The organism is Lutibacter maritimus, from assembly GCF_900116115.1.
Classification (GTDB): Bacteria; Bacteroidota; Bacteroidia; order Flavobacteriales; family Flavobacteriaceae; genus Lutibacter; species Lutibacter maritimus.
The window spans coordinates 33,528-56,478 of record NZ_FOZP01000005.1 but is presented as its reverse complement, the minus strand read 5'-3'; the positions used below and the strand labels follow the sequence as shown (position 1 = coordinate 56,478).

Annotated in this window: 23 protein-coding genes; 15 read left to right on the top strand and 8 right to left on the bottom strand. The window is 29.2% G+C overall.

Translation table 11 applies throughout. From position 1 onward, the window contains the following. Positions 1 to 167: 167 nt before the first annotated feature. From BM335_RS09045 to BM335_RS09010, 8 genes are all read left to right on the top strand, one after another. Complete coding sequence (locus BM335_RS09045; RefSeq protein WP_090225734.1) at positions 168 to 908, top strand: electron transfer flavoprotein subunit beta/FixA family protein; 741 nt, start codon at positions 168 to 170, stop codon at positions 906 to 908. Positions 909 to 938: 30 nt separating this feature from the next. Then, a complete protein-coding gene (locus tag BM335_RS09040; protein WP_090225732.1) occupies positions 939 to 1,898 on the top strand; it encodes an electron transfer flavoprotein subunit alpha/FixB family protein in 960 nt (319 codons plus the stop codon). A gap of 91 nt (positions 1,899 to 1,989) precedes the next feature. Then, the gene (locus BM335_RS09035) at positions 1,990 to 2,595 is read left to right on the top strand and encodes a bifunctional nuclease family protein (RefSeq protein WP_090225728.1); all 606 of its coding nucleotides are present in this window, start codon (positions 1,990 to 1,992) and stop codon (positions 2,593 to 2,595) included. 12 nt (positions 2,596 to 2,607) lie between these two features. After that, the gene (locus BM335_RS09030; RefSeq protein ID WP_090225724.1) at positions 2,608 to 4,002 is read left to right on the top strand and encodes a NupC/NupG family nucleoside CNT transporter; all 1,395 of its coding nucleotides are present in this window, start codon (positions 2,608 to 2,610) and stop codon (positions 4,000 to 4,002) included. A 50-nt stretch (positions 4,003 to 4,052) separates the two neighbouring features. Further along, positions 4,053 to 4,877 (top strand): thymidylate synthase, encoded by an 825-nt coding sequence (locus BM335_RS09025; RefSeq protein WP_090225721.1) that lies wholly within the window; start codon positions 4,053 to 4,055, stop codon positions 4,875 to 4,877. Positions 4,878 to 4,961: 84 nt separating this feature from the next. Continuing rightward, positions 4,962 to 5,174 carry a hypothetical protein gene (locus tag BM335_RS09020; protein WP_090225719.1) on the top strand — a complete coding sequence of 71 codons (213 nt, stop codon included), beginning with the start codon at positions 4,962 to 4,964 and terminating at the stop codon, positions 5,172 to 5,174. A 2-nt stretch (positions 5,175 to 5,176) separates the two neighbouring features. After that, positions 5,177 to 5,581, top strand: coding sequence for a 2TM domain-containing protein (locus BM335_RS09015; RefSeq protein ID WP_090225717.1), 405 nt, complete (start codon positions 5,177 to 5,179; stop codon positions 5,579 to 5,581). Beyond that, complete coding sequence (locus BM335_RS09010) at positions 5,578 to 6,060, top strand: dihydrofolate reductase (RefSeq protein ID WP_090225715.1); 483 nt, start codon at positions 5,578 to 5,580, stop codon at positions 6,058 to 6,060. Before BM335_RS09015 ends, BM335_RS09010 begins: the two co-directional genes overlap by 4 nt. Before the next feature lie 66 nt (positions 6,061 to 6,126). On the opposite strand, the gene BM335_RS09005 is transcribed toward BM335_RS09010, so the two are convergent. Next, complete coding sequence (locus tag BM335_RS09005) at positions 6,127 to 6,717, bottom strand: hypothetical protein (protein WP_090225712.1); 591 nt, start codon at positions 6,715 to 6,717, stop codon at positions 6,127 to 6,129. A 198-nt stretch (positions 6,718 to 6,915) separates the two neighbouring features. Here BM335_RS09005 and BM335_RS09000 point away from each other — a divergent pair, with 198 nt between their 5' ends. Beyond that, positions 6,916 to 7,794: an AraC family transcriptional regulator gene (locus tag BM335_RS09000; RefSeq protein WP_090225710.1), complete on the top strand. Its 879-nt coding sequence runs from the start codon at positions 6,916 to 6,918 to the stop codon at positions 7,792 to 7,794. A gap of 301 nt (positions 7,795 to 8,095) precedes the next feature. Here the strand turns inward: BM335_RS09000 and sppA are convergent, their stop codons facing one another. Further along, positions 8,096 to 9,850: a signal peptide peptidase SppA gene (gene sppA / locus BM335_RS08995; protein ID WP_090225707.1), complete on the bottom strand. Its 1,755-nt coding sequence runs from the start codon at positions 9,848 to 9,850 to the stop codon at positions 8,096 to 8,098. 100 nt (positions 9,851 to 9,950) lie between these two features. On the opposite strand from sppA, the gene folK reads away from it, so the two are divergent. After that, positions 9,951 to 11,078, top strand: a complete 1,128-nt coding sequence (gene folK / locus BM335_RS08990) for a 2-amino-4-hydroxy-6-hydroxymethyldihydropteridine diphosphokinase (protein ID WP_090225706.1) — start codon at positions 9,951 to 9,953, stop codon at positions 11,076 to 11,078. Here the strand turns inward: folK and gldC are convergent. Next, entirely contained in the window at positions 11,075 to 11,413 is a 339-nt protein-coding gene (gene gldC, locus BM335_RS08985) for a gliding motility protein GldC (protein ID WP_090225705.1), read from the bottom strand. The two genes, folK and gldC, sit on opposite strands and share 4 nt — an antisense overlap. Beyond that, positions 11,413 to 12,372 carry a gliding motility lipoprotein GldB gene (gene gldB / locus BM335_RS08980; protein ID WP_090225704.1) on the bottom strand — a complete coding sequence of 320 codons (960 nt, stop codon included), beginning with the start codon at positions 12,370 to 12,372 and terminating at the stop codon, positions 11,413 to 11,415. The genes gldC and gldB overlap by 1 nt, the downstream gene beginning before the upstream one ends. A 60-nt stretch (positions 12,373 to 12,432) precedes the next feature. On the opposite strand from gldB, the gene nadE reads away from it, so the two are divergent. Further along, positions 12,433 to 13,221, top strand: a complete 789-nt coding sequence (nadE, locus tag BM335_RS08975; RefSeq protein ID WP_090225703.1) for an NAD(+) synthase — start codon at positions 12,433 to 12,435, stop codon at positions 13,219 to 13,221. Positions 13,222 to 13,281: 60 nt separating this feature from the next. Here nadE and BM335_RS08970 read toward each other — a convergent pair whose 3' ends face one another. Continuing rightward, complete coding sequence (locus tag BM335_RS08970; protein WP_090225702.1) at positions 13,282 to 14,112, bottom strand: universal stress protein; 831 nt, start codon at positions 14,110 to 14,112, stop codon at positions 13,282 to 13,284. A 160-nt stretch (positions 14,113 to 14,272) separates the two neighbouring features. On the opposite strand from BM335_RS08970, the gene rimP reads away from it, so the two are divergent. The 3 genes from rimP to infB are packed head-to-tail and all read left to right on the top strand — an operon-like array spanning position 14,273 to position 18,960. After that, positions 14,273 to 14,737, top strand: a complete 465-nt coding sequence (gene rimP, locus BM335_RS08965) for a ribosome assembly cofactor RimP (RefSeq protein WP_090225699.1) — start codon at positions 14,273 to 14,275, stop codon at positions 14,735 to 14,737. 12 nt (positions 14,738 to 14,749) lie between these two features. Then, a complete protein-coding gene (nusA, locus tag BM335_RS08960) occupies positions 14,750 to 16,009 on the top strand; it encodes a transcription termination factor NusA (protein ID WP_090225697.1) in 1,260 nt (419 codons plus the stop codon). A 44-nt stretch (positions 16,010 to 16,053) separates the two neighbouring features. Further along, positions 16,054 to 18,960, top strand: a complete 2,907-nt coding sequence (gene infB / locus BM335_RS08955) for a translation initiation factor IF-2 (protein WP_090225695.1) — start codon at positions 16,054 to 16,056, stop codon at positions 18,958 to 18,960. A 76-nt stretch (positions 18,961 to 19,036) separates the two neighbouring features. Here infB and nhaA read toward each other — a convergent pair whose 3' ends face one another. The 3 genes from nhaA to BM335_RS08940 form a co-directional block, all read right to left on the bottom strand. Next, positions 19,037 to 20,347: a Na+/H+ antiporter NhaA gene (nhaA, locus tag BM335_RS08950; protein WP_090225692.1), complete on the bottom strand. Its 1,311-nt coding sequence runs from the start codon at positions 20,345 to 20,347 to the stop codon at positions 19,037 to 19,039. Positions 20,348 to 20,450: 103 nt separating this feature from the next. Then, the gene (gene pckA / locus BM335_RS08945; RefSeq protein WP_090225690.1) at positions 20,451 to 22,049 is read right to left on the bottom strand and encodes a phosphoenolpyruvate carboxykinase (ATP); all 1,599 of its coding nucleotides are present in this window, start codon (positions 22,047 to 22,049) and stop codon (positions 20,451 to 20,453) included. 205 nt (positions 22,050 to 22,254) lie between these two features. Further along, the gene (locus BM335_RS08940) at positions 22,255 to 22,638 is read right to left on the bottom strand and encodes a DUF423 domain-containing protein (protein ID WP_090225688.1); all 384 of its coding nucleotides are present in this window, start codon (positions 22,636 to 22,638) and stop codon (positions 22,255 to 22,257) included. A gap of 70 nt (positions 22,639 to 22,708) precedes the next feature. Here BM335_RS08940 and BM335_RS08935 point away from each other — a divergent pair, with 70 nt between their 5' ends. Beyond that, a complete protein-coding gene (locus BM335_RS08935) occupies positions 22,709 to 22,942 on the top strand; it encodes a putative signal transducing protein (RefSeq protein WP_090225686.1) in 234 nt (77 codons plus the stop codon). The last annotated feature ends 9 nt before the right edge of the window (positions 22,943 to 22,951 follow it).

Below are 22,951 nucleotides of genomic sequence, written 5' to 3'. Positions count from 1 at the left end.
TATTTACAGTTTGCAAAAGTAAACAATTCTTATTTTACTATCAAAAAAATTACGTTTTATAAAATTTTACTATGCGTGCATAATATTTTTAAAAAAAAGTAGTACATTCGTAAAAATATCAATAAATAACTACTAATTTTAAATTAAATACTCAAAAATATAATAAAATGAAAATATTAGTTTGTATTAGTCACGTGCCAGACACTACATCAAAAATTAATTTTACAGAAAATGATTCAAAATTTGATAGCAACGGCGTGCAATTTGTTATAAATCCGTACGATGAATTTGCTTTAACAAGAGCAATGTGGTTTAAAGAAAAACAAGGAGCAACAGTAACAGTTGTTACTGTAGGAAATGCAACTACAGAACCAACTTTAAGAAAAGCCTTAGCGATTGGAGCTGATGATGCAATAAGAGTTAATACCGAAGCTACCGATGGATTTGCTGTAGCAAAAGAATTGGCTGAAGTTGTAAAAACTAATGCTTATGATTTAATTTTAGCTGGAAAAGAATCTATAGATTATAATGGCGGTATGGTTCCTGGAATGTTAGCTGGACTTTTAGACTATAGTTTTGTAAATGCTTGCGTAGGATTAGAAATTGAGGGCGATAAAGCTACTATTCAAAGAGAAATTGATGGAGGTAAAGAAATTTTATCAGCAAACCTACCTTTAGTAATTGCTGGACAAAAAGGGTTGGTTGAAGAAAAAGATTTAAAAATCCCTAATATGCGTGGTATTATGATGGCACGTCAGAAAAAATTAACCGTTGTGGAGTCTTTTGTAAAAGAAACTTCAACTTCTAGTGTTTCTTTTGAAAAACCTGCAGCAAAATCTGCTTGTAAAATTGTTGATAATGTAGATGAACTAATTAGTTTATTACACAACGAAGCCAAAGTAATTTAATTTAAGTCTAATACAAAACATCAAAAAAATATGTCAGTTTTAGTTTTTGCCGAAACATCGGAAGGAAAATTTAAGAAATCAGCTTTTGAAGTAACATCTTACGGAAAAAAAGTTGCAGAACAATTAGGAACAAATGTAGTTGTATTAGCTATCAATGCTAGTGAACCTACTTTATTATATAAATATGGTGCAGAAAAAGTACTAAATGTTAACAATGCAAGTTTAAAGTTTAATGCAAAAATTGTTGCAAACATTATAAAACAAGCGGTTGAAAAAGAAAATTCTAAAGTAGTGATTATTGATTCTAACGCCAACGGATTATACGTTGCACCAATAGCAGCTATTAATTTAAATGCGGGTTACGCCAGTAATGTTGTTGCAGCGCCAAGTTCAGTTTCACCATTTACAGTAAAAAGAAAAGCATTTTCAAGCAAAGCATTTAATTTTACCCAAATTAGTACTGATGTAAAAGTACTTTCATTATCTAAAAACTCTTTTGGATTAGTTGAAAATGAAGTTTCTGGTGTTGTTGAAGAATTTTCTCCTGCAATTGTTGAGAGCAATTTAACATCCGTTTCTGTAGAACAAACTTCAGGAAAAGTTACTATTGCCGATGCAGATATTGTAGTTTCTGGTGGAAGAGGTTTAAAGGGTCCTGAAAATTGGGGAATGATAGAAGAATTAGCAAGCGTTTTAGGAGCGGCAACTGCCTGCTCTAAACCAGTTTCAGATTTAGGCTGGAGACCTCATAGTGAACATGTTGGACAAACAGGAAAACCAGTTGCAGCAAATTTATATATTGCCATTGGAATTTCAGGAGCAATACAGCATTTAGCAGGTATCAACTCTTCAAAAGTAAAAGTTGTTATTAATACTGATCCTGAAGCACCATTTTTTAAAGCAGCAGACTATGGAATTGTAGGTGATGCTTTTGAAGTTGTTCCTAAATTAGTTGAAAAGTTAAAAGAATTTAAAGCAAATAACGCATAAATTTTACTAAATTGTGCCTCTTAAAAAAGGCTGTCTAATAATTGGGCATCAAGTCCTTTGATTAGACAGCCTTTTTTGTTAAATTTAACTTATGAGTTTAGTTCGTTTAAATATAAAAGGTATATCTTATAGTCAAACGCAAAGTGGTGCATATGCACTTGTTTTAAGTGAAGTTGAAGGAAACAGAACCTTACCAATTGTTATTGGAGCTTTTGAAGCACAATCAATTGCAATAGCTTTAGAAAAAGAAATAAAACCTCCAAGACCACTAACTCACGATCTTTTTAAAAGTTTTGCTGATAGATTTCATATCATTATTAAACAAGTTATCATTCATAAATTAGTTGACGGTGTTTTTTACTCTAGTCTAATTTGTGAACGCGATAATATTGAAGAAATTATTGATACCAGAACATCTGATGCCATAGCTTTAGCTACAAGATTTAATGCACCTATTTTTACGTATGAAAACATTCTAGACAAAGCAGGAATTTATTTAAAAATTAAAGATGAATTATCTCCTGAAAAAGAAGATAAAACCATTGAAAATTTAATTGAAAAACCTAAAAAAGAAGCAACTTATTCAAAAGATACTTTAAAACAGTTAAACGAAAAATTAGAACAAGCTGTATTAAATGAAGATTATGAATTAGCTGCAAAAATCAGAGACGAAATAAATAAACGAACTTCAAAATAACAAGTTTCACATATGATAAAAAAGATTACTTTATCTGCCCTATTCCTTTTCACCATAATTACCGTTAATGCAAAAGAAACAATACAAACACCAATTATAGATAATCAAGGTTTTTCTTTAAATTCTTTATTACGTGGTGCTTTAGGAATGGTTTCATTATTACTAATTGCATACATTTTTAGCAGTAACCGAAAAGCTATCAACTGGAAAACTGTTGGCGCAGGTTTATCGGCTCAATTATTAATTGGAATTGGGGTCTTAAAAGTCCCTTTTATACAGGCTATTTTTGAATTTATTGGTGGTATTTTTACAAATATTTTAGATTATACTGCGGCTGGCAGTATCTTTTTATTTGGAGATTTAATGAACGGAGATTCATTTGGTTTTATATTTGTTTTTCAAATACTACCAACCATTATTTTCTTTTCCGCATTAACATCCTTATTATTTTATTTAGGTATCATTCAAATTATTGTAAAAGGTTTGGCCTTGGTACTTACAAAATTACTACATATATCAGGTGCTGAAAGTTTATCAGTCGCAGGTAATATATTTTTAGGACAAACGGAAGCGCCTTTAATGATTAAAGCTTATTTAGAACGCATGAATCGTTCCGAAATATTATTGGTAATGATTGGCGGAATGGCAACTGTTGCTGGTGGAGTTTTAGCTGCATACATAGGATTTTTAGGTGGAAACGATCCAGTTTTACGTTTACAATTTGCCAAACATTTATTAGCTGCTTCTGTTATGGCTGCGCCTGGCGCAATTGTAATTTCAAAAATTCTATATCCTCAAACAGAATCTATTAATACTGACGTAAATGTATCACAAGATAAAATTGGATCTAATATTTTAGATGCCATTGCAAACGGAACAACTGAAGGATTAAAATTAGCTGCAAATGTAGCTGCAATGCTATTGGTTTTTGTAGCCTTAATTGCTATGTTAAATGGAATTTTAGGTTGGTTTGGAGATGTTACCAATTTAAACGATTGGATGGCCGCAAATACACCGTACCAAAAATTTACGCTGGAATCTATTTTAGGAACAATTTTCGCTCCATTAATGTGGTTAATTGGTGTAGCTACAGAAGATATTATGCTAATGGGTCAATTATTAGGTGTAAAATTAGCAGCCAGTGAATTTGTTGGTTATATTCAATTAGCTGAATTAAAAAACGTTGCAAGTGCTACACATTTTACCTACAATAAATCTGTAATTATGGCAACATATATGTTGTGTGGTTTTGCAAATTTTGCTTCTATTGGAATTCAAATTGGCGGAATTGGATCATTAGCTCCAAGTCAAAGAAAAACGCTATCAGAATTTGGAATGAAAGCACTTATTGGAGGATCAATTGCATCGCTTTTATCAGCAACAATTGCTGGAATGATTATTGGCTAAACTACTATCCAACAAATAATTAATAGTTTAATCTCAACTTAAAACTAAACATGAAACAATATTTAGACTTAATTAAACACGTACAAGAAAAAGGAACTTTGAAAGAAGACAGAACAGGAACAGGAACAAAAAGTGTTTTTGGCTATCAAATGCGTTTTGATTTAAGTGAAGGTTTTCCAATGTTAACAACAAAAAAACTACATTTAAAGTCTATTATTTACGAACTCTTGTGGTTTTTAAACGGCGATACAAATATTAAATATTTAACAGAAAATGGTGTTAAAATTTGGGATGCTTGGGCTAATGAAAATGGAGATTTAGGTCCAGTTTATGGTCATCAATGGAGAAACTGGAACAGTGAAGGTATTGACCAAATTACTGAAGTAATAAACATTATTAAAACCAATCCAGATAGTAGAAGAATGTTAGTAAGCGCCTGGAATCCAAGTGTATTACCAGACACTTCTGTTTCATTTTCAGAAAATGTTGCCAACGGTAAAGCTGCTTTACCACCTTGCCACGCTTTTTTTCAATTTTATGTTTCAGACGGAAAATTGTCTTGTCAATTATACCAAAGAAGTGCTGATATTTTTTTAGGTGTACCATTTAACATTGCATCTTACGCATTATTAACAATGATGATGGCACAAGTTTGCGATTTAAAACCTGGAGATTTTATTCATACTTTTGGAGATGCACACATTTATAGCAACCACAGTGAGCAAATTAAATTGCAACTTTCACGTGAGCCAAGAGAATTACCTATTATGGAAATTAACCCTTCAGTAAAAAATATTTTTGATTTTAAATTTGAAGATTTCACATTAAAAAACTATAATCCTCATCCACATATTAAAGGAATCGTTTCAGTTTAAATTCAATTTAAAAATTATTAGTTCTAGAATCAATTTTTTTGATAAACATTTAATAACTTTAAAATTTATAAAGAAAAAGTAATTATGAATTCACCTGAACTAAAGAATAAAATAATTGAAAGAATTCTTGAAATAGATGACATTAATATGTTAAAATCTATTGAAATTCTTTTTAATACTTCTGATAAAAATATTGCCAAATTTTTAAATTTTGTATTTGAAAAAGCACAAGAAGATCAGCTTAAAGAAACCGAAGATTTTACTGATTATATTAAAGAATGGGTTAAAAACATGTAATTATGAGCCAAAATATTGAACAACACGAATTGTATGAAAATGCACGCTACCGAATAAAACAAAAAAAACGTTTATATTTTCATTTTATCGTCTTTTTAGTAGGATCTGTTTTTTTAATTATTTTAAATAAAATTTTTAAAGTTGGAGAAACCTTAATTGAAAATTGGTTTGTTTGGGCTATAATTTTATGGTTTTTCTTATTTATACTACACGTTATAAATGTTTTTGTTACAAAAAAATTTATGGATAGAAATTGGGAACGAGAACAAATAGAAAAATTAGTGAAAAAACAAAAATTAAAAATTGCCGAACTAGAAAAAGAAAGTCTTAAAAAAATTGAAGAAGAACAAAAATTAATAGAATCAAAAAAAAAGGAGAACCAACAAAACAGTTTAAACAAAGAATGATTACAATTATTGCCGCCATTGCAGAAAACAACGCATTAGGAAAAGACAATCAATTAATTTGGCACTTACCTGCCGATTTAAAACGTTTCAAAAAAATAACACTAAATCACCATATAATTATGGGACGTAAAACTTTTGAATCGTTAGGAAAACCCTTACCAAACAGAACATCTATAATTATTACACGCAACAAAAATTACAAAGTTGAAGGCTGTATTGTAGTTCATTCATTAAAAGAAGCTATTGAAGCTGCTAAAGTTGATGAAAATCCATATATTTTAGGTGGTGCAGAAATATATAAACAAGCACTTGATATTGCTGATAAATTAGATCTTACAATTGTGCACCAAACATTTGATGCTGATGCTTTTTTTCCAAAAATTGATTTAAATATTTGGAAAGAAGTAGCTAGAGAACACTTTACTGCAGATGAAAATAACCACTACAATTACAGTTTTGTTACTTATATAAAATCATAAAAAAAGGCACTAGAAATAGCGCCTTTTTTAAACTAAACTAAACTTAATTGAATTAATATAAAATGTTTATTTTACAATTTGATGAACATATCTTCTGTTACTGTCTTTTGCTACTAACCTATACTCACCTTTAGAAAGTTGTGAAATATTAATTATTTTTCCTTGCATAATATCATTGCTTAATTTTTCTTCCAATAAAATATTATCATTGGCATCATAAAATGCAATTTTTAATTGTTCTTTATTCAAAGAAAATTTTGATACAAAAACCAAATCATTTTCTATTCTAATAATTGGTTTATAAATTATCTCCTTTTTCATTTCCAAAACTTCAACTTTTGAACCTGTAACTTTAAATGGTAATAAATTAATTTTTGTTTGCCCTTCAATTTCAACAACATAATTACCATCTGGTAATAAGTTTAAATCAAACTTTTTAGAAAATTTAGTTCCATTAAATTCCTCTTTATAAAGTTCAACTCCATAAATATCTTTAATAAATATTTCTAAACCACCATCATTATTTTTTAATTCAAGATTTAATGATTTTGTATTTCCAGTAAAGATTCTGATATTTTCAAAATTCACATTTGCATTTGCTAAAGTTGCAGTAACTAACAGTAACCCTAACACACTTTTTTTAATTAGATTTTTCATAATTTTTGATTTTTATTAATTAGTACACTGCAAATGTAAAGTGAATAGTGATAAAATTACACTTCAAATTTTTCATCTTTATGTTCTTTTTTAACATAAATATTAGTTACGAAAACGTTTTAGGTTAATTTTATATACTTTTGAGTAAATTTTATATATGTTGATTGAAACCAATTTATTATTTTTACCAAAAAAAATATGAACAAAACGAAACCAGCATTTAGAAAAATTAATCCATCATTTGGAAGCTCACTTAATGTTAGGGAACATAATGAAAAAATTGAAATAAACTTACCCTTTTGGCATTTTCACCCTGAATTAGAGCTTGTATATGTTAATAAAGCTAAAGGAAAAAGACATATAGGTAGTCATCTTTCATATTTCAACAATAGTCAACTTATTTTAATTGGTGCAAATTTACCACACAGTGGCTTTACAGATCGTTTTTCAACAAACGGAACCGAAGTTATTGTTCAATTTAAAGAAGATTTTTTAGGAGAAAGCTTTTTAGAAATACCAGAAATGCAACAAGTAAAAGCATTATTTGCCAGAGCTAAAAAAGGAATTATTTATAATATAGAAGCTAAAAAAGTTATAGGACCAAAAATTGAAGCACTATTACAATATGATGGTATTGATAGAATTATTAAATTTTTAGATGTTTTAAAAGATTTAGCAACCACAAATAATTACTCATTATTAAATGTTGATGGTTTTGCTTTTGAAGTTGAACCACAAGACAATAAAAAGATTGATATTGTTTTTGGTCATGTAAGCAAAAATTTTAAACAATCTATTCCTTTAGATGAAATTGCTGAAAAAGTAAGTATGACAGTTCCGGCATTTTGCAGATACTTTAAAAAAGTTACTGGTAAAACTTTTACCCAATTTGTAAATGAGTTTAGAATTGTACACGCCACAAAACTATTAGCTGAAAATCCAACAAGCATTACTGACATTTGTTTTGAAAGCGGCTTTAATAACTTCTCTCACTTTAATAAACTATTTAAAAAGTTTACTGGAAAAAGCCCGCTGAAGTATAGAAATGAAATGAAACAATTAGTGGTTCAAAAATAATTTTTAATGAGTGCTTTTTGGTTTAAAAAACGTTATAAAAAATAAAATGAGGCCTTATGAGAGCCTCATTTTAACGTTAACCAAATATATAATAGTAATAATTATGTATACGTTTTTTCTAAACCTTAATTATTATACTGCAAATATATGACGGATTATGAGTTTAAAACACATCAAATTTTTCTAGTTTATGTATTATTTTAACACATAACCTTTTTACGAAAACGTTTTAGGTTAATTTAATATATAAATTGTGTTATTTTAAAGTTAATTATAACTAAATTGAAATTTATTTCTTTAATTAATGAATATCAATTACATACGGCATTCTTGCCTGAATTCCTTTTAAATTTGAAAAGCTTTTAACAGTTTTATATATTTTATAGTTTTCTTCTCCAAATTCTTCAATTAATAGTTTTTCTTTTGTTTTCATAAAAGGAAATCCGTTAAATCTATCTTCTAAGTCCAATTTATAATCTGGGTAGTTTCTAATTTTATAATCAGTAATTTCTGCTAATTCGGCTGCTGCTGCAATAGCATCTTCTAAATTTCCAAGATCATCAACCAATCCAATTTTTTTAGCTTCAACACCACTCCAAACTCTACCTTGCGCAATACTATCAACAGCGCTAAAACTCATATTTCTACCATTAGAAACTCTATCTAAAAATGTGTTATAAACTTGTTCAACTCCATCTGTTGTAACCGCTCTAAAATCCTCACTCATTGGTTCAAAAATACTATAATTAGCTCCTTTATTTGTACTTACCTGCTCAGCATTAATACCAATATTACTCGCTAATTTACTAATGTTAGGAATAACACCAAAAACACCAATAGACCCAGTAATTGTAGTTGGTTCAGCAATAATTTTGTCTGCATTACAAGCTAAATAATAACCTCCGGAAGCCGCAACATCACCCATAGACACAACAATTGGTAGCGTTTTTTTTGTAATTTCAATTTCTCTCCAAATTAATTCAGATGCTAATGCGCTTCCTCCTGGCGAATTAATTCGTAAAACAATGGCTTTTATATCTTTAGATTTTCTTACAGCTTTTAAAGCTTTAATTATCATATCTTGTCCAATATAAGTTTCATCGCCTTTGCCATACATTATTTCTCCTTGTGCATAAATAACCGCAATTTTATTTGAAGCTGACGAATATATTCTCCCTTTACCTGTAGAAATATAATCTTCAATAGAAATTTTATTTAAATTATCATCAGTTGCAACTCCAATAGCTTGTTTTAATTTACTTTCATATTCATCGGCATAAATGGCTGCATCAATTAAATTGTTTTGCACTGCTAAATCTGCATTTCTTCCTAATAAATTATCAGCAATATTATTTAATTCGTCAACAATTATATTTCTACTTTTAGCTACATCGTCTAAAATTTCACCCCAAATTGCATTTAAAAATGATGCTATTTGTTCTCTATTAGCATCACTCATTTCGTTATATAAAAAAGGTTCAACTGCACTTTTATATTTTCCATGACGAATGACTTCCATGGTAACTCCAGATTTATCTTCCAAATCTTTATAAAAAAGTACTTCTGAAGATAATCCTTTAAAATCAACTGAACCTGCAGGATTTAAAAAAATAGAATCAGCAACCGAACTTAAATAATATGATTTTTGATCGTAAACATCTGCATACGCATTTATAAACTTACCAGATGCTTTAAATTCTTCTAATTTATTTCTAATGGTTTGTGTCTGCGCAATTCCAGCTCCAACCCCCATTGTATTAATGCTAATTCCTTTAATATTAGCATCATCTTTAGCATTTTCTATAGCATTAATTATTTCGTTTAATGCTATTTTATCATCATTTAAACCTAAAATTTCATCAATAGGATTGTCACTTTTAGGTGCAAAATCTTTCACTGTTTTTTCTAATTTAATTTCTAAAACAGTATTTTCTTTAACGCTAATTTTATCTGTTTCGCCAATTGCTGAGGCAAGTAAAACAATTAATATAAAGATAATTCCTAATGCAATAAGGGTTCCAAATATTGATGCGATTAAATTTCTTAAAAAATTCATAGTAAATTAATTTTCTTGTGTAAAAAAACACAAATGTTTATAAGTTGAGAGGCAAAGATATATTTTTAAATAATACTTTTCTTTTCTTTGTACTCACTTTATGCAAATAGTTAGAACTACATATTTATCTCTGGGAAGTAACCTTGGTAATAAAGCTGAAAATTTACAGCTTGCAGTTAATTTAGTAGCTGAAAAAATTGGAAATGTTGTTAAAATTTCATCGGTTTATAAAACTGCTGCCTGGGGTTTTAATAGTGATGAATTTTATAATATATGTATACAAGTTGCTACTGGTTTAAATCCAGAAAATTTACTAATTGCTATTCAAAAAATTGAATTAGAGTTAGGAAGAAATAGAAAAACGGAAGCTGGTTACCAAGCTAGAACTATAGATATTGATGTTTTACTTTTTGATACTGAAATAATTATTTCTCAAGAATTAATGGTACCTCATAAAGAAATGTTAAAAAGAAAATTTGTGATGGTTCCGCTTTCTGAAATAGCTCCAAATTTTATTCATCCTATTGAAAAACAACGCATTCAGGTTTGCTTAAGCAATTGCGATGATGAAAGTGCAATTGAAAAATTAGACTTAAAACTTACCCGACCAATTTGTTTATCGGAAAAATATAACTACATAGCTATTGAAGGAAATATTGGCGCGGGAAAAACTACGTTGGCTACTAAGATTGCTGAAGATTTTAATGCTAAAATAGTTTTAGAACGTTTTGCAGACAATCCGTTTTTACCAAAATTTTATGAAGATAATGAACGTTACGCTTTTCCGCTAGAAATGAGTTTTTTGGCTGATAGATATCAACAATTATCGGATGATTTGGCACAATTTGATTTATTTAAAAACTTTATCGTATCTGATTATTACATATTTAAATCCTTAATTTTTGCGCAAGTTACGTTGCAAAAAGAAGAATATTTTTTATACAGAAAAATGTTTGATATTATGTATAAAGAAATTTCTAAACCAGATTTATACATTTATTTATACCAAAACACACCACGTTTAATTGAGAACATTAAAAAAAGAGGTCGTGATTATGAACAAAATATTGCTCCAGAATATTTAGATAAAATTCATAAAGGATATGCCACTTTTATAAATACCGAAGAAAATTTAAACACATTAATTATTGATGTTTCTGATAAAGATTTTCTTGCAAACCCAACTGATTACAAAGAAATTATTGATTTAATTAAAACTGCTAATTAGTTTTTTTTAAGTTCTAATTTTTCTGCAAAATAATCACAAAAATCACGCATAGTTGCACTCATTTTTGCATCATTGGTAGCTGTTTCAAAAGTATCGGCCATAGTGACTAAAGTTTGATGAAAAAATTGTTTCATTTCATCAACAGGCATATCTTTTGTCCATAAATCCATACGCAAAGTTTCCTTAGCTTTATGATCCCAAACAGCAATTAATAAAGCCTTTGCTTCTTCATTTTTAATAGCTCCATCATTGGCTGTCCAATTTAATTTTTCTGGAACTTTATTTTCATCTAATCCTACAATAAATTCAATTTTTGAAGTTTGTTTTACAGCCATTACTTTTTTGGTTTGTATTTAGATTTTTTAAAAATTTCGTTTGCATTTGTTTGCAAAAGTTGCTGCAAAGTTACATTATTATTATTCATATAAGAACGCACTATTTGCCAACCAAGCCAAACACCTACTCTTCCAGGCGATTCTTTATCAATATTTATATAAAATTTTGAGAATGGCGCATTTTCAATAAAGCGTTTATTTAATTGATCATCAGCACTATATAGTAAATTATTTTCTATAAAATAGGTCCAAATTTGGGTTTCATTTAAAGTAACCCATTCTATTTCATCATTTGAATATCCAATTTTTTGAGCATCAGAAACATCAGGTAAATAACTATCCAATAAATATAATTTTTTTCCTTCATTAATCATTTCATCAATAAATTGCCTATTTCTATTTGATATTAAAAAACGTTCGCTTATTGCTTTGGCAATGTCTACTATTAATTGAGATTTATCGTAATTTTTAGATAAATATTCAGGAAAGTCTTTGTAAACTTCATCCTTTTTACCCAAATACATATCTAATGAAATAAACAATAAACTATCTGCATACATTATTTTATTATTATAATCTAAATTGGTAATTAACGTAATTATTTTTGGTGATTTAAAAGTTGGATGATAATATGTAATATGCTTAAAAAGGTTTTCTATTTGAGCCTCTTCATCGTCAAAATTTTTAAAAACCTCTTGAGATTTTTTATACAATATTTGCTCTTCACTATCATTAATTTTTTGAAGCCAAATGCTATCTGGATTTTGAGCAGGAAATAAATACGAATATTTATTTTTTAACTTATCTAAATTAGTGCCATTTTCTGTATAAAACTGCTGTTCAAACCTATCAATTTTCACATCAACATTAATATTAGATACATCTACAAAGGGTTTTGTATCATTTTTACAAGAAACAATTGTGAATATTATAACTATAATACCAAAAATTTTATTCATTAATTTTTATATTTACATTCTATTTTTTTAAAACGCTAAAATTACTAAAAAAGTTTAATTATGAATACTGAAAAAGTTGTTGAATATATTGTTACTTGGCTAAAAGATTATGCAACAAATGCAAAAGTAAACGGATTTGTTGTTGGAATTTCTGGAGGAATTGATTCTGCAGTAACATCAACACTTTGTGCAAAAACTGGATTTCCTGTATTATGTGTTGAAATGCCAATACACCAAGCCGAAAATCAGGTTTCAAGAGGGAGAGAACATATTACTCAATTAAAAAACAATTTTAATAACGTTGCATCTGTTGAAATAAATTTAACCACAACTTTTGATAATTTTAAAAAGGCTGTTCCAACAATTGAAAATGAAGCTACTGTTGCCATGAGTTTAGCAAATACACGTGCGCGTTTAAGAATGTCAACATTGTATTATTTGGCAGGTTTACACGGTTATTTAGTTGCCGGAACTGGTAATAAAGTAGAGGATTTTGGTGTTGGATTTTACACAAAATATGGTGATGGCGGCGTAGATTTAAGTCCGATTGCCGATTTAATGAAGTCTGAAGTATACAAAATTGCAGCCTTTTTAAATGTTCCAAACTCTATCCAAATTGCACAACCTACCGACGGATTATTTGGTGATAGCAGAACCGATGAAGACCAAATTGGTGCTAGTTATGACGAATTAGAATGGGCAATGATACAAGATGAATTAGGCAAAACAGAATCTGATTTTACTAGTAGAGAAAAAGAAGTATTTAAAATTTACAAACAACGCAACAAAGCAAACAAACATAAAATGGATCCAATTCCAGTGTGTGAGATTCCAAAAGAATTAAAATAAAATCCAATAAATTATAAAAAGTAAAAAAAGGGGATTTTAAAATCTCCCTTTTTTTACTTTTTATAATTTAAATGTTAGCACAGGTAACTTGGCATGATTTGTTAAGTCTTCACCAATACTTCCATTAAATAAATGAGCTAATCCTCTTCTTCCATGAGTATTTAGTAAAATAATATCTGCATCTATAACCTTTGAGAAATTTAAAATTCCTAACTCAATAGAAACATCATTATATATGTTTAGTGAAAAATCACCCAAATCAAAATCATTTATAAAATTACGAATTGCATCACTTGAATCTTTAGTAGTTTCAAAATTATGAATAGTATTAATTTTTAATAAATGTAATTTAGCATTAAAAAGTTGCGCAAAATTCAATATTTTTTGAAATGCCGATCTTTTATCATATTTAAAGTTTGAAGCAAAAACAATATTTTCAATTTTAAAATTAGAAATATCTTCTTTAACAACTAACACAGGGATTTCAGAATTTCTAACCACTTTTTCAGTATTAGAACCAACTAACATTTCTTCAATACCTGAAGCTCCTTTAGATCCCATAACAATTAAATCAGCTCCTTGTTTCACACTTTCGTCAATAATTCCATCATATGCCTTATGAAATTGTACAGAATCTTCAACTTTAACACCTTTTAAAAAAGATGATTTCTTAAAATCTTCAAATTTTTCATGAGCTCTTTTCAAAAACAATAAAGCTGTTGGAGAATTATTGGCTGATCCAAAACTAGCTGGATCAATAATACCAGTAGGCAACTCTAACATATGCAATAAAAATATTTTTGCATTTGTTTGTTTGGCAATTACCGATGCAACTTTAGCAGCATATTCTGCTTGCTTTGAAAAATCTACAGGGACTAAAATACTCTTCATATTAGCTATTTAATATTATTCCGTTTAATGTAAAGTTAATAATTTTAAATTAATAATATGGATGATTTTTTATCAATTAAAAAATTGTTACTATATTTGCACAGAATTATTACGATTTAGAGGATAAGGAGGGGACAATAAGTCCCCTCTTTTTATAAAAATGGATAAAGAGAAAATTAAAAATTTAGTAGACATTGCTATTGCTGAAAATAGTGAATTGTTCTTAATTGACCTTCAATTCTTACCTGAAAATAAAATTTATGTAGAAATTGATGGTGATAAAGGAGTTTCGCTAAATGAATGCATTAGAGTTAGTAGAGGTGTAGAACATAATTTAGATAGAGAAGAAGAAGATTTCTCATTAGAAGTAACTACACCTGATGTAGCACAACCTATTAAAGTTAACAGACAGTTTGTAAAAAATATAAACAGAACATTAACAATTAGGTTAAAAGATAATTCAAAACTTGAAGGTATACTTAAAAAAGTTTTACCTAGCGGTATTGAGTTAGAATGGAAAACACGAGAACCAAAACCTATTGGTAAAGGAAAAATTACCGTAGTAAAAACAACAACAGTATCATTTGACGATATTGCAGAAGCAAAAGTGAAAATAATATTTTAATAAAGAGAGTGAATGGAAAATTTAGCATTAATTGAATCATTTTCAGAATTTAAAGGAGATAAAAATATTGATAGAGTTACCTTAATGGCAATTTTAGAAGAAGTTTTTAGAGCAGCTTTAAAAAGAAAATTTGGATCAGATGATAACTTTGATATTATTATAAATCCAGATAAAGGAGATTTAGAAATTTGGCGAAACAGAGTTGTTGTTGCTGATGGTATGTCGGAAGATGATAATGAAGAAATTGAGCTTAGCGAAGCTAGAAAAATTGAACCAGATTTTGAAATTGGTGAAGATGTTTCGGAAGAAGTTAAATTAATTGACTTAGGGAGAAGAGCAATTTTAGCCTTACGTCAAAATCTAATTTCAAAAATTCACGAACATGACAGTACAAACACTTTTAAACACTTTAAAGATTTAGAAGGCGATCTTTATAGCGCAGAAGTACATCATATTCGTCATAATGCTGTAATTTTGTTGGATGATGATGGAAATGAAATAGTTTTGCCAAAAAGCGAACAAATACGTTCAGACTATTTTAGAAAAGGTGATTCAGTAAGAGGAATTGTAAAAACTGTTGAATTACGAGGAAACAAACCTGTTATAATTCTTTCAAGAACATCACCACAATTTTTAGAAAAGTTATTTGAACAAGAAATTCCAGAAGTATTTGATGGTTTAATTACTATTGAAGGTGTTGCAAGAATACCTGGTGAAAAAGCAAAAGTAGCCGTTGATTCTTACGATGATAGAATTGATCCTGTTGGAGCGTGTGTTGGAATGAAAGGATCTCGTATTCATGGAATTGTTCGTGAATTAGGAAACGAAAATATTGATGTAATTAATTTTACAAAAAATACCCAATTGTATATTGCACGTGCTTTAAGTCCTGCAAAAGTAGCTTCAATGAAAATTCATGAAGAAGAAGGAAGAGAAGATGGCAAAAAAGGAAGAGTTGATGTATTTTTACAACCAGAAGAAGTTTCAAAAGCAATTGGAAAGAATGGTGTAAACATCCGATTAGCCTCTCAATTAACAGGTTATGAACTAGATGTTCAAAGAGAAGGTGTTGAAGCAGAAGATGATGTTGAATTAACAGAATTCTCTGATGAAATAGATGCTTGGGTAATTCAAGAATTTAAAAAAATAGGTTTAGATACTGCGCGTAGCGTACTTGAAAAAGATGTAGCTGAACTTTTAAGTAGAACCGATTTAGAAGAAGAAACTATTATTGAGGTTCAAAAAATATTAAGAGAAGAATTTGAAGACTAAAAACCTTTAAAACTTCACAAAATAATTGGCTAAAAAATAACTATATGGCTGACAACAAAACATTGAGACTAAACAAAGTATTACGAGAATTAAATATCTCATTAGACAGGGCTGTTGAGCATTTAACAAGTCACGGCTTTGATATTGAAGCTAGACCAACAACCAAAATTTCTAATGAAGAATACGAAATATTATTGGATGGTTTTCAAACTGATAGAAGCAAAAAAGCTGCTTCTAAAGAAGTAGGTGAAGAAAAACGAAAAGAAAAAGAAGCGTTACGTATTGCTTTAGAAGAAAAGCAAGAAAAGCAACGCCTTGAGGAAGAGGCTAAAAAAGTTGTTGTTAAAGCAAAAGCTGATAAACTTGAATTAAAAACAGTTGGTAAAATTGATATTGAACCTAAAAAGGAAATAATTTCAACACCACCAATTCAAGAAAAAATTCAAGAAAAAGAAGAAGAAAAGCCAATTACTGAAACAAAACCTAAAGAAATTGAGGAAGTAAAAATTCAACCTGAAAAAGTTGAAGAGAAGGCTCCAATAGTTGAGGAAAAACAAAAAGAAACCGAAACAATTAGTAAAGCTCCTGAAACTGAAAAACCAAAAACTCCGGTTGCTTCTACTCCTTCTCTCCCTAAAAAAGAGTTTACAAAACCAGAAAAGCAACAACATGTTGCTCCAAAAGTTCAAGAAACCAAAAAGAAAGTAGAAGAAGTTATTGAACCAAGTGAGCCTCAAACTATTGAGACAAAATATAAAAAATTAGAAGGTCCTAGAATTACTGGAAAAACTATCGATTTAAAACAGTTTGAAAGACCTAAAAAGAAAAAACCTGAACCACAAGCTCAAAATTCTGCTGCAAAAAAAGAAGGAGATGCTGCATCTGATGCTAACAAAAAGAAACGTAGAAGAATTAAAAAAACACCTTTTGGAAATGACAGAAAACCAGGAACCCCTGGAACTGACCAAAACAGAAATGCTGGTGCAAGAGGTGGAAACGCTCAACGTGGTGGTGGAAGAAAGCCTATTGTAAAAGAAGAACCATCTGAAGCAGATGTACAAAAACAAGTACGCGAAACTTTAGAAAAACTTCAAGGAAAATCTAAAAAAGGAAAAGGTGCTAAATATCGTAGAGATAAAAGAGATATGCACCGTCAACAATCTGAAAAAGATTTAGAACAACAAGAAGCAGAAAGCAAAATTTTAAAAGTAACAGAGTTTGTTACTGTAAGTGAAATTGCAACAATGATGGACATTCCTGTAACTAAAATTATTTCTACATGTATGTCTTTAGGAATGATGGTTACAATGAATCAACGTTTAGATGCTGAAACATTAACTATTGTTGCAGAAGAATTTGATTATACTGTTGATTTTGTAGGTGCTGAAGTAGAAGAATCTATTGAAGAACATGTTGATACTGAAGCTGAATTAGAACCAAGAGCTCCAATTATTACAGTAATGGGTCACGTAGATCACGGTAAAACTTCATTATTAGATTATATTAGAGAAGAAAACGTAATTGCCGGTGAATCTGGAGGAATTACACAACATATTGGTGCTTATGGAGTAGAATTAAAAAGCGGACAAAAAATTGCATTTTTAGATACTCCTGGTCACGAAGCATTTACAGCAATGCGTGCTCGTGGTGCTCAAGTTACCGATTTAGTAATTATTGTTATTGCTGCGGATGATGATGTAATGCCTCAAACAAAAGAAGCTATCAGTCACGCACAAGCTGCTGGCGTACCAATTGTATTTGCAATTAACAAAGTAGATAAACCTGCTGCTAATCCTGAGAAAATTAAAGAACAACTTTCTCAAATGAACTTGCTGGTTGAAGATTGGGGTGGTAAAATACAATCGCATGAAATTTCAGCAAAAACAGGACAAGGTGTTGAAGAATTACTAGAAAAGGTATTGTTAGAAGCTGAAATGCTAGATTTAAAAGCAAACCCTAATAAACATGCCGTTGGTACTGTTGTAGAAGCTTTGCTAGATAAAGGTAGAGGATATGTTTCAACAATTTTAGTACAAGAAGGAACTCTTAAAATTGGAGATTATATGTTAGCTGGTAAACATAGCGGAAAAGTAAAAGCTATGTTTGATGAAAGAGGTAAAAATATGAAAGAAGCAGGACCATCAACACCAGTATCAATACTAGGTTTAGATGGAGCTCCTCAGGCAGGTGATAAATTCCATATTTTTGAAGATGAAAAAGAAGCAAAACAAATTGCTTCAAAGAGATCTCAATTACAACGTGAACAATCTGTTAGAACACAACGTCATATTACTTTAGATGAAATTGGACGAAGAATTGCATTAGGAGACTTTAAAGAATTAAATATTATCTTAAAAGGTGATGTGGATGGTTCTGTTGAAGCATTAACTGATTCGTTCCAAAAACTATCAACTGGAGAAATTCAAGTAAATATAATTCACAAAGGAGTTGGTGCAATTACAGAATCTGATGTATTGTTAGCTTCAGCATCTGATGCTATTATTGTTGGATTTAACGTAAGACCTTCAGGAAATGCTAGAATTTTAGCCGATAATGAAGAAATTGATGTAAGAACTTACTCTATTATTTATGATGCAATTAACGACCTTAGAGACGCAATGGAAGGTATGTTATCTCCAGAGTTGAAAGAAGAAGTTACTGGTAATGTTGAAATTAGAGAAGTTTATAAAATTTCTAAAGTTGGTAATATTGCTGGTTGTATGGTAACTAGTGGAAAAATATATAGAAATTCTAAAATTAGAATTATTAGAGATAGTGTTGTTGTACACTCAGGAGAGTTATCATCATTAAAACGTTTTAAAGATGATGCTAAAGAAGTTGCTAAAGGTTATGATTGTGGACTTCAAATTAAAAACTATAATGATATTGAAGTTGGTGATATTATAGAAGCTTATCAAGAAGTTGAAGTTAAAAAGAAATTGAAAAGATAATTTTATTAAAAAATAACCATAAAAAAAGTAGTATCATAAACCGATACTACTTTTTTTATTTATAATAATTCAATTACTATTTTATAACTATTTTTTCTTTTAAACTAAATTTTAATATTAAATAACCCAAAATTCCGGCAACTAAGGATCCGATAATAACTCCCATTTTTGCAGCAGTTACTAATGCTACATCATTATATGCAAGATTGGCAATGAATAACGACATTGTAAAACCTAATCCACCCAGAAAACTAACACCTATCAGTTGTTTATAATTTACACCATCAGGTAAATCGGCTAATTTTAATTTAATTCCAATTAAAGACATGGTAATAATACCAATAGTATTCCCTAAAACCAAAGCTAAAGCTATATTTGCAGTAATATGACTTGCGTTTCCTAAACCATCAAAACTTAAAATAACACCAGCATTAGCTAGTGCAAAAATTGGCATAATAATATATGAAACCCATCCATGTAAATTATGCTCTAATTGTTGTAGTGGAGAATAAACTTCTTCTGTTAAGTTTTCAATATTGCCAACAGCCTCAATTTGTTGTTTACTCATTAGCGTATTTGATGGAGTGCTATTTTCTTTAAAAAAATTAAGTTCATTTGTAACAGATTTAAAGTAAGACATACAATCTACTTTTCTTTGAATTGGAATTGTAAATGCCATTAAAATACCAGCAATTGTTGGATGCACACCCGATTTTAAAAATAGTAACCAAACAATGAAACCTATAACAAAATAAAAATACTTGGAATATACTTGCTTATAACTTAAAAATATAACAACTCCAAACAATAACATTGCATACATAATTAAATCCCACTGAATATTAGTACTGTAAAAAATGGCAATTACTAATACCGCTCCAATATCATCAACAATTGCAAAAGCAGTTAAAAATATTTTTAATCCAATAGGGACTCTTTTTCCTAATAATTTTAATATTCCTAAAGTAAAGGCGATATCGGTTGCCATTGGTATACCCCAACCTTCAGCTCCAATTTTACCAAAATTTAAACCAGAAAAAATTAATACTGGAAATAACATACCTCCTATTGCGGCAAAAATTGGTAACGAAGCTTTTCGTATAGTTGTAAGTTCACCTTCTAAAATTTCACGTTTTACCTCTAAACCAATTACAAAAAAGAAAATAGCCATTAAACCATCATTAATCCATAAAATTAAAGGCTTCGCTAAATGAAAATTTGTATTTGCAAATCCAATTGTAAACTCTCGGTTCCAAAGTTCTTCATACAAGTATCCAAAAGATGAATTTGCCCAAATAACTGCTACTATTGATACTACAAATAATATAATACTAGAAGATGTTTCTAGGTTGATAAACCTATTTATTGAATTACTTATAAATTTCATTGATTCTTTTTTTTATTAGGTTTGAAAGATACATTTTTATTTATTTTTATAAAAAGAAAAAGCCCCCAAATTGGAGGCTTTTTCTTTTTATAAAAATTGTTTCTTATAATTGTGGTCCAGCAGGGACCAATGCTTTCCCTTCTTCAGTATCGCAATATTGTTCAAAGTTTTTGATATATAATGCAGCTAATTTTTTAGCTTTCTCTTCCCATTCTTTCACATCACTATAAGTGTTTCTTGGGTCTAAAATATCGTTTACTTGAGGTAAAGCTTTTGGAGCTGTTAAATTTAAGTAAGGAATTTTAACAGTTTCAGCTTGTTCAATAGATCCATCTAAAATTGCATCAATAATTGCGCGTGTATCTTTTAATGAAATTCTTTTTCCTGTTCCGTTCCATCCTGTGTTCACTAAGTAAGCTTTTGCATTGTGTTCTTTCATTTTAGCAACTAATGTAGAAGAGTACATTGTTGGTTTTAAAGTTAAGAATGCTTCACCAAATGCAGGTGAGAATGATGGTTGAGGTTCTGTAATTCCTCTTTCAGTACCAGCTAATTTAGATGTAAATCCACATAAGAAATGGTATTGTGCTTGTGCATCATCTAAAACTGAAACTGGAGGCAATACTCCAAATGCATCAGCTGATAAGTAAATAATTTTACTTGCATGACCAGCTTTTGATGGCAATACAATTTTATTAATGTTATAAATTGGGTAAGATACTCTTGAGTTTTCTGTAATTGAATGATCGTAGTAATCTACTTCTCCATACTCATTAACAACAACATTTTCTAATAAAGCATCTCTTTTAATTGCTCTCCAAATATCTGGCTCATTTTCTTCACTTAAGTCAATTACTTTTGCATAACATCCACCTTCAAAGTTAAATACTCCGTTATCATCCCAACCGTGCTCATCATCACCAATTAAATAACGTTTTGGATCGGCAGAAAGTGTAGTTTTTCCCGTTCCTGATAAACCAAAGAATACTGCAACATCACCTTTTTCACCTACATTTGCAGAACAGTGCATAGAAGCCATTCCTTTTAATGGTAAGTAGTAGTTCATCATAGCAAACATACCTTTTTTCATTTCACCACCATACCAAGTACCTCCAATAATTTGAATTTTTTCAGTTAAATTAAATACAACAAAATTTTCAGAATTTAATCCTTGAGCTTTCCAGTTTGGATTCACAGTTTTTGAACCATTCATTACAACAAAATCTGGTTCTCCAAAATTTTCTAATTCGTGAACAGAAGGTCTGATAAACATATTAGTTACAAAGTGTGCTTGCCAAGCTACTTCCATAACAAAACGTACTTTTAAACGAGTATCTTCATTAGATCCACAAAATGCATCAACTACATATAATTTTTTTGAAGTAGAAAGTTGTTTTAAAACCAATCCTTTCAAATCTTGATAAATTTCGTTGGTAGTTGCTACATTTACAGAATTCCAATCAATAGTATCTTTGGTGATATCATCTTTTACAATGTATCTATCTTTAGGAGAACGCCCTGTAAAAACACCTGTTTTAACAGCAACTGCACCTGTATCTGTATCGGCACCTTTTTCAAAACCTTTTCTGTGTATAGAAGTTTCTGCCTGATACAATTCTTCATAAGAAGGATTATAAACTACTTCGTGATATCCTGTAATTCCTAGATTGTGTAATTCCTGAATAATTTTAATGTTTTTCATATTCACTGTTTTAATTATGTATTAGTAATCTTTTATTTAATTTTCTTTAACAAATTTACCATTAATAGCTTCGTACGTTTATGACATTTATCAGTAAAAAACAACTATTTACTAAAACGTTTTCATAGTTTAAACCGCTAAATATCAAAATATTAACTATAAAAACTAAATGTGATTTATTTGCGAAATCGTTTTCCTTTTTTTCTTATTTAATAACATTTTTATTATTAATAAAAAAATACATTCCCATTAATAACCAACCTAAAATTAATATTAAACCACCAAATGGAGTAATAAACCAAATTGCTTTTGCACTCACACCTAAAGTAATTGCATATATTGATCCTGAAAAAAATAAAATTCCTATAATAAATAAGGTGCTAATTCTATGTTTTTGTTTTTCGCTAAAACCATTATATATATTTACAAATAGCAACACAATTACATGGTACATTTGGTAGCGCACAGCAGTTTCAAAACTTGTTAGCTGATTTGCTGATAAAATATCTTTTAAAGCATGTGCGCCAAAAGCGCCTAAAACAATTGTAATGGCTCCTAGAAATGCTGAAATTGCTAAATATTTATTCATATTCATAAATTATAAATTTATTAAGAAAAAATAATTATCTATTTTGTATATTTAATAAAAAATCAAAAATATGGAAAATAATTCAGATAGTTTAGTTACGCTTTTAACTGCTAGTTTAATTCACGAAGTTCATATTGCAAAAACATTGTTAGCCAATTACGATATTGACTCATATATTATTGATGAGAATATTGCTACAACAATTGGAACTGCTTTTGTTGAAGGGTATAAACTAAAAGTGGATGCTGCAGATTTTGATAAAGCAAAAAAAATTTTAGATGATATAAATGAAGAAAATAATTAATATTTTTTT